Consider the following 6,864-nt stretch of genomic DNA (forward strand, 5'->3'; position numbering starts at 1 on the left):
CGCTCACCCGCGCCGACAGGAAATCCGGCAGGTCGGCCACCGAATCCAGGATGACGTCGGCGATCGGCGACAGCGAGTCGCGCGTGCCGGTGCCGGAGAGAACACCAACCGCCAGCCCGCAGCCGCCGGCGCGCGCCATTTCGAGATCATGGCGGTTGTCGCCGACCATGGCGATCTCGCTTGGCTTCAGCCCCGTCAGGTCGCAGAAGGCAACAACGGTGTCGGGCGCCGGCTTCGGGTTCGCCACGGCATCATAGCCAAAGGCGGCCTCGAAGAGCTGCGCGACGCCGAGCGTGGCAAGCGTCTTCTCGGCGCCGCTGGTGGAATCGTTGGTGGCGACGCCCATGCGGAAGGATTTCTTGTGCAGCGTCCTCAGCGAATCGATGATCCCGGGAAGCGCGACCGCCATCGATGAGCCCTGCACCGAGGTGATCTCGTTGAAGCGGGAAACAGCCAGCATCTGATCCTCGTCGGACAGGCGCGGGAACCAGAGCTCCACGACATCCATGTTCGAACCGGAAGCAAAGATCGAGTCGGGCTTGAAGCGCTTGCTGACGAAATCGAAGCCGGCGGCGGCCAGCAGCCTGTCGGCCTTCCAGCGGTCGCCCTCGGCGGCGTCCATGGCCATGAAATCGGCTATGCCGAGCCAGGTTGCGTTGAAATCGACAAGCGTGCCGTCCTTGTCGAATAGAATTCCCTTGATGTCCGCCAAGCCTTTTACTCCGCGCCGCGCAATTGGTGGATATGTCCCACCAGTCCGGCAGTCGAGGCGTCGCGTTTTGCGGCAGTCTCCTTGCCTTCCACGACAGGCAGCAGGCCCGTCGCCAATTCCTTGCCAAGTTCGACACCCCACTGGTCGAACGAGTTGATGTTGAACAGCGTGCCCTCGACGAAGACGCGATGCTCGTAAAGCGCGATCAGACGGCCGAGCGTGCGCGGATCGAGCTTCTTGTAGAGGATCGTCACCGAAGGTCGGTTGCCCGAAAAAACGCGGTGCGGCGCGATGCGGTCGACATCGGCAGGCTTCATGCCCTTGGCCAGCATCTGCGCGCGCGCCTCCTCCAGCGTGCGGCCCTTCATGAAGGCTTCGGACTGCGCCAGGCAGTTGGCGAGCAGCAGATCATGGTGGTTCTTCAGCTCGGGCTCATGGCTGACAGCGGCGGCGAGGAACTCGACCGGGATGAAATCGGTGCCCTGGTGCAGAAGCTGGAAGAACGCATGCTGGCCATTGGTGCCGGGCTCGCCCCAGACCAGCGGGCCGGTCGGCGTGGCGACCGCGCCGCCGTCCAGCGTCACGCTCTTGCCGTTCGATTCCATATCGAGCTGCTGCAGATAGGCCGGCAGCCTGGAGAGACGCTGGTCGTAAGGAATGACGGCGCGCGCCGGATATTTGCAGACGACCCGGTGCCACCAGCCGATCAGCCCCAGCAGTGCCGGCAGGTTCTTTTGCAGGGGTGCTGAGCGGAAATGCTCGTCCATCTCATGCGCGCCGTCGAGGAAGGCGCGGAAGTTGCGCGGACCGATGGCGATCATCACCGGCAGGCCGATGGCGCTCCAGACCGAGTAGCGGCCGCCGACCCAGTCCCAGAAACCGAAGACGCGATCCTTTTCGATGCCGAACTTCGACACCAAATCGAGCGCGGTCGAGACGGCGGCGAAATGCTTGCCGATCGCTTCCTTGCCCAGCGCCTTCTCCACCCATTTGCGCGCCGTCTCGGCATTGGTCATCGTCTCGACCGTGGTGAAGGTCTTGGAAGCGATGATGAACAGCGTCGTTTCGGGCGAAAGGCCCTTCAGCGTATCGTGGATATGGGCGCCGTCGACATTGGAGACGTAATGCGCACGCGGCCCGTCATGGTAGGGCGCCAGCGCCAGCGTGACCATCGCCGGTCCGAGGTCCGAGCCGCCGATGCCGATATTGACGACGTCGGTGATCTTCTTGCCGGTGGCGCCGGCCGCCTTGCCGGAGCGAATGTCGTCGGCGAAGGCGCCCATGGCGTCAAGCACGGCAATCACGTCGGCCTTGGTGTCCTGGCCATCCACCACCACGCCTTTGCCGGTCAGATTGCGCAGCGCCGTGTGCAGCACGGCGCGGCCTTCGGTGATGTTGATCTTCCTGCCTTCGAACATCGCGGCGCGGCGGCCTTCGAGATCGGCGGCGCCCGCAAGTTTCTCCAGCATCGCCATCGTGTCGGCGTCGACCGCGCATTTCGACCAGTCGAGCAGGAGGTCGCCATCGGTGACGGAGAATTTCTCGAAGCGCCCGGGATCGGCGGCGAAGGCCTCGCGCATGCTGCCCTTGGCTGCGGCGCGCTGGGCGCGCAGGGCGGCAAGCTGCTTGTCGAAAGATGACTGATCCACTGGCGGGCTCCTGGCGGGTTTTTAGACCATTTTAACAGGCCGGATGTTTCCGGCGCGTGTCGGCGCGTCATTCTATTGAGCCGATTTCCATTTCGTTCAAGCGCGGCGATGACGCATCGCATCACGCTTTGATGATGCGCTGCAACACAGTTTCGGGGAGCCAATGGATCACTGGCATAAATCCCAGCGATCAGAAAAATTGATTGGCGCAACCCCTTGTGCCACCCATACACTCGACTGGTCCAGCCAAGTGAAAACAGCTGGCCATCCGAGGAAGTTCTCCCATGCCACAGCGCAATGACACGGCCATATGGTCCGGCCTGTTCCGGATTTCGGCCGAATCCGGACAAACCCTCCAGGCACAGATCCGCCAGGCGATCGTCGCAGCCATCCTCGACCGCCAAATCGCCGCTTCGATGCCGCTGCCGTCCTGCCGGATTCTGGCGGAAAAACTTGGCGTTGCCCGCGGCACGGTGGTGCTCGCCTTCCAGCAGCTGGTCGACCAGGGCTTCCTGGTGGCGCGCGAGCGGCGCGGCCATTTCGTTAACCCTGACGTGCTGGCCACCCCCGCCAAGCCGCACCAGAAGGCGCCCGACCAGCAGAACGAGATCGACTGGAAGGCACGCCGGCAGATCGCTGCCAGCGACATGCCGCCGCCGGCCAAGCACGACAACTGGATCAAGTCTTCCTATCCGTTCGTCTATGGCCAGTTCGACCCGGCGCTGTTCCCGACCGCCGAATGGCGCGAATGCAACCGCATGGCGCTCGCGGTGCTGGAGATCCGCAACTGGGCGTCCGACATGGTCGACCGCGACGATCCGCTGCTGATCGAGCAGATCCAGGCGCGGCTTTTGCCGCGGCGCGGCATCTTCGCCAATCCGGATGAGATCATCGTGACGCTGGGCGCGCAGAACGCGCTCTACATGCTCGCCTCGCTGCTGATGACCAAGGGCTCGAAGGTGGCTATGGAAGACCCCGGGTATCCGGATGCCCGCTCGATCTTCCGGCTGGCGGGCGCCGACATCCAGGCGGTTCCGGTCGATCAGTCGGGCATCGTGACCTCGGCGATCCCCGCAGATTCCGGCTTCGTCTTCGTCACACCCAGCCACCATTGCCCGACCATGGTGCCGCTTTCGGCCGAGCGGCGGCAGGATCTCTTGGCGCGGGCCAACCGCAACAACCAGATCATCATCGAGGACGGCTATGACAGCCAGCTTCTCGACGAGGCGCCGCAGCAGGCGCTGAAGAGCCTCGACCGCTCGGGCCGCGTCATCTATGTCGGCTCGATGTCGAAGACGCTGGCTCCTGGCTTGAGGCTTGGCTACATCGTCGCCTCGGCGGGGCTGATCGCCGAGCTGCGCGCGCTGCGCCGCTTCATGCTCAGGCACCCGCCGGCGAACAACCAGCGCGCCGTTGCGCTCTTCCTGTCGCTCGGCCATCACGAGGCGCTGGTGCGCAGGCTCTCCGCCGCCTTCGACGAGCGGCGCAAGCGTCTGGTCCATGCGATTTCCGCTTTCCTGCCAGATTGGCGTTCGACCGACTCCGCGGGCGGCACATCGCTCTGGCTGGAGGGTCCGCGCGGCACCGATTCACGCGGCCTGGCCGAGGCGGCCGCTTCGCGCAGCGTCATCATCGAGCCCGGTGACCGGTTCTTCGACCGCAGCGAAAAGCCCTCTCGTTTCATGCGCTTGGGCATCTCCTCGATCTCGCTGCAGCATATCGAGCCCGGTATCCGGGAACTCGCCACGGCAGCCGGACGCCGGCCCGCTGCGGCCTGACCGCGGACAGATTTCTTAAAAAGGGAGCCGGCGCGTGCCGGCTCCCTTTTGTTTAGCGCGCGGTTTGCTTTAGCACTCTGGCATATTCGACGGGATAGGCTGGCTCATAGGCTGTACCAATGCCGGCGGCATAGTCGGAGGCCATAGGGGACGAGGCAGGCCGATGGTGGACCAACCGCCACGCACCCTGCCCCTGAAAAGCTAAAGGTGGAGTGCTTTCCATGTCAGTGGCTCTTGAGAAGCAGGAAGCGTCGTCGGACCAGCGTTCGCGGCGGTCCGGCGGGCGCGAAGCGCGCCGCGCGATGCGGGCGGCGCCGCTCGCCGACGACATCCGTCCGGTTCGGCCCGGCCTCGAAGGCGGCAGCTACGGGCCATTGAGCCAGAATGATCGCGAGCGCATCCACGAGGCGGTGCTGACGCTTCTGGAGACGGTGGGCTTCGCCAACGCCATCCCCTCCTGCATCGAGGCGCTGACCAGGGTCGGCGCGACCTATGGCGACGACGGCCGCATCCGCCTGCCGCGCGCGCTGGTGCTCGACACAATCAAGAAGGCCGCGCGCCACTTCACGCTCCACGGCCAGGACCCCAAGCACGACATGGTGATCCAGGGCAAACGCGTGCATTACGGCACGGCGGGCGCCGCGGTGCATCTGGTCGATGTCGAGAAGCGCGAGTACCGCGAATCGCAATTGCAGGACATCTACGACGCCGCTCGCCTCGTCGACGGGCTCGACAACATCCATTTCTTCCAGCGCACCATGGTGCCGCGCGACATCCCCGATCCGCTCGAGATGGACTTCAACACGCTCTACGCCTGCGTGATGGGGACATCCAAGCATGTCGGCACTTCGTTCACGGTGCGCGAGAACGTCAAGCCGGCGCTGGAGATGCTTTATGCGATCGCCGGCGGCGAGGAGAATTTCCGGGCGCGGCCGTTCGTCTCCAACTCGAACTGCTTCGTCGTGCCGCCGATGAAATTCGCCGAGGATGCCTGCGGCGTGCTCGAAGCCTGCGTCGATGGCGGCATTCCGATCCTGCTGCTCTCGGCCGGCCAGGCCGGTGCCACGGCTCCCGCCGCGATTGCCGGCGCCGTCGTCCAGGCGGTGGCGGAGGTGTTGATGGGCCTGGTCTACGTCAACGCCATCAAGCCCGGCCATCCGGCGATCTTCGGCACCTGGCCGTTCGTCTCCGATCTTCGGACCGGCGCCATGTCCGGCGGCTCGGCCGAGCAGTCGGTGCTGACCGCGGCCTGCGCGCAGATGGCGCAATATTACGACCTGCCGGGCGGGTCTGCAGCCGGCATGACGGACTCGAAGCTGCCCGACATCCAGGCCGGCTACGAGAAGGGCATCACCAATGTCATGGCAGGGCTTTCCGGCCTCAACCTCGTCTACGAATCGGCCGGCATGCATGCCTCGCTGCTCGGCTTCTGCCTCGAAAGCCTGATCATCGACAACGACATGCTCGGCCACTGCCTGCGCTGCGTGCGCGGCATCGAGGTGACGGATGAGGCGCTGTCGATCGACACCATCACCGATGTCTGCCTCAAGGGTCCCGGCCACTACCTCGGCAACGAGCAGACGCTGAAGCTGATGCAGACCGAATATTTCTACCCCGCCGTCGGCGACCGTTTCTCGCCGAAGGAATGGAACGAAAAGGGCCGGCCAGACATCCTGCAACGGGCGATCGCCGAGAAGAAGCGTGTGCTGGCCGAGCGTTTTCCGCGCCATGTGTCGCGCATTCTCGATGACAAGCTGCGCGCCCGCTTCGGCGAGATGATCAAGCTGCCGCGCAACAGGATGGGCGGCTAGAACCTTACTCCGCACTCAACCCGTAGCGCTCGACGACTTCGGCGTTGATCAGCTTCGCGTGCAGCGTCATCAGCACGATCTGGGCATCGAAGCTGTCGCCGGCTTCGAGCGCGGCCTCGATACGGCGCTCGGCTTCCAGCGTCGGCTCTCTGCCATTGGCCTGCTCGAACACCTCCGGTCCGGCGACGCAATAGCTGCAAAGCTGCGCCACCGATTGATAGGCCTGAAGCGGCGGCTCGTCCGGCCAGCGGTCGTTCATCAAATTGACGATGGTGAGTTTAACTCCCTCTGGCACCAAGGCCGGATGCAGGTCCGCCTGGCGCAGGGCGTCGTCGAGTTGGCGCAGGTCGCCGGAGCGGCCGAACATACCGAGGAAGCCGAGTGAAGAGCGCCGTTTCGCCATGGATTGCCGCTCCTTCGTAGGACCGCCGAGATCGGGCTTATCTGTAGACGCCCCGCGGCCGAAACAAGGGCCATGACAAAGGGCGGCCCGCCGGATAGCGGACCGCCCTTCGATTTTCGCCGTGCTCTGAATTCAGTGGTTGTCGCGCGGCACGCCGCTGGTATGCGCGACGTCCTGGTACTTCACCGCCGGCTTCAGCACCATGCCGGCCGAGAACTGGTCGACCATGCCGCGCTGGATCTCCTGCCAAGGCGTCTGGTGCTTGGGATAGTGATAGCCGCCATTGCCCTGCAGCTCGGCCTGTCGCCTGGCGATCTCCTCGTCGCTGACGAGGATGTTGGCCGTGCCCTTCTTCAGGTCGATGCGGACGCGGTCGCCGGTCTTGAGCAGTGCCAGGCCGCCGCCGACGGCGGCTTCCGGCGAGGCGTTGAGGATCGACGGTGAGCCGGACGTGCCGGACTGGCGACCGTCGCCGATGCAGGCCAGCGAATGGATGCCCTTCTTGATAAGG

The 6,864-nt window shown here is 64.8% G+C and carries 6 protein-coding genes; 2 read left to right on the plus strand and 4 right to left on the minus strand.

What is annotated here, in order from left to right:
- On the minus strand, nucleotides 1-712 hold a 712-nt coding region (locus tag EOA38_RS23605), incomplete at its 3' end, for an HAD family hydrolase (RefSeq protein ID WP_145966042.1).
- A gap of 5 nt (nucleotides 713-717) precedes the next feature.
- Nucleotides 718-2,361, minus strand: coding sequence for a glucose-6-phosphate isomerase (gene pgi / locus EOA38_RS23610; RefSeq protein ID WP_127300366.1), 1,644 nt, complete (start codon nucleotides 2,359-2,361; stop codon nucleotides 718-720).
- 284 nt (nucleotides 2,362-2,645) lie between these two features.
- Here pgi and EOA38_RS23615 point away from each other — a divergent pair, with 284 nt between their 5' ends.
- Both EOA38_RS23615 and EOA38_RS23620 read left to right on the plus strand, forming a co-directional pair.
- Complete coding sequence (locus EOA38_RS23615) at nucleotides 2,646-4,139, plus strand: PLP-dependent aminotransferase family protein (RefSeq protein ID WP_126090448.1); 1,494 nt, start codon at nucleotides 2,646-2,648, stop codon at nucleotides 4,137-4,139.
- Between the two features lie 221 nt (nucleotides 4,140-4,360).
- A complete protein-coding gene (locus tag EOA38_RS23620) occupies nucleotides 4,361-5,950 on the plus strand; it encodes a trimethylamine methyltransferase family protein (protein WP_127300367.1) in 1,590 nt (529 codons plus the stop codon).
- 4 nt (nucleotides 5,951-5,954) lie between these two features.
- Here EOA38_RS23620 and EOA38_RS23625 read toward each other — a convergent pair whose 3' ends face one another.
- On the minus strand, nucleotides 5,955-6,353 hold the full coding sequence (locus EOA38_RS23625) for a hypothetical protein (protein WP_126090450.1): 399 nt from the start codon (nucleotides 6,351-6,353) through the stop codon (nucleotides 5,955-5,957).
- Between the two features lie 132 nt (nucleotides 6,354-6,485).
- The coding region (locus EOA38_RS23630; protein WP_189434839.1) for a dihydroxy-acid dehydratase at nucleotides 6,486-6,864 on the minus strand (379 nt) is incomplete at its 5' end.

The sequence above is a fragment of the Mesorhizobium sp. M1E.F.Ca.ET.041.01.1.1 genome, assembly GCF_003997355.1.
GTDB lineage: Bacteria > Pseudomonadota > Alphaproteobacteria > Rhizobiales > Rhizobiaceae > Mesorhizobium.

Bases quoted from the DNA above. Each gene is read 5' to 3' on its own strand.
- EOA38_RS23615 (WP_126090448.1), top strand. From the start codon at position 2,646: ATGCCACAGCGCAATGACACGGCCATATGGTCCGGCCTGTTCCGGATT.
- EOA38_RS23620 (WP_127300367.1), top strand. From the start codon at position 4,361: ATGTCAGTGGCTCTTGAGAAGCAGGAAGCGTCGTCGGACCAGCGTTCG.
- EOA38_RS23625 (WP_126090450.1), bottom strand. From the start codon at position 6,353: ATGGCGAAACGGCGCTCTTCACTCGGCTTCCTCGGTATGTTCGGCCGC.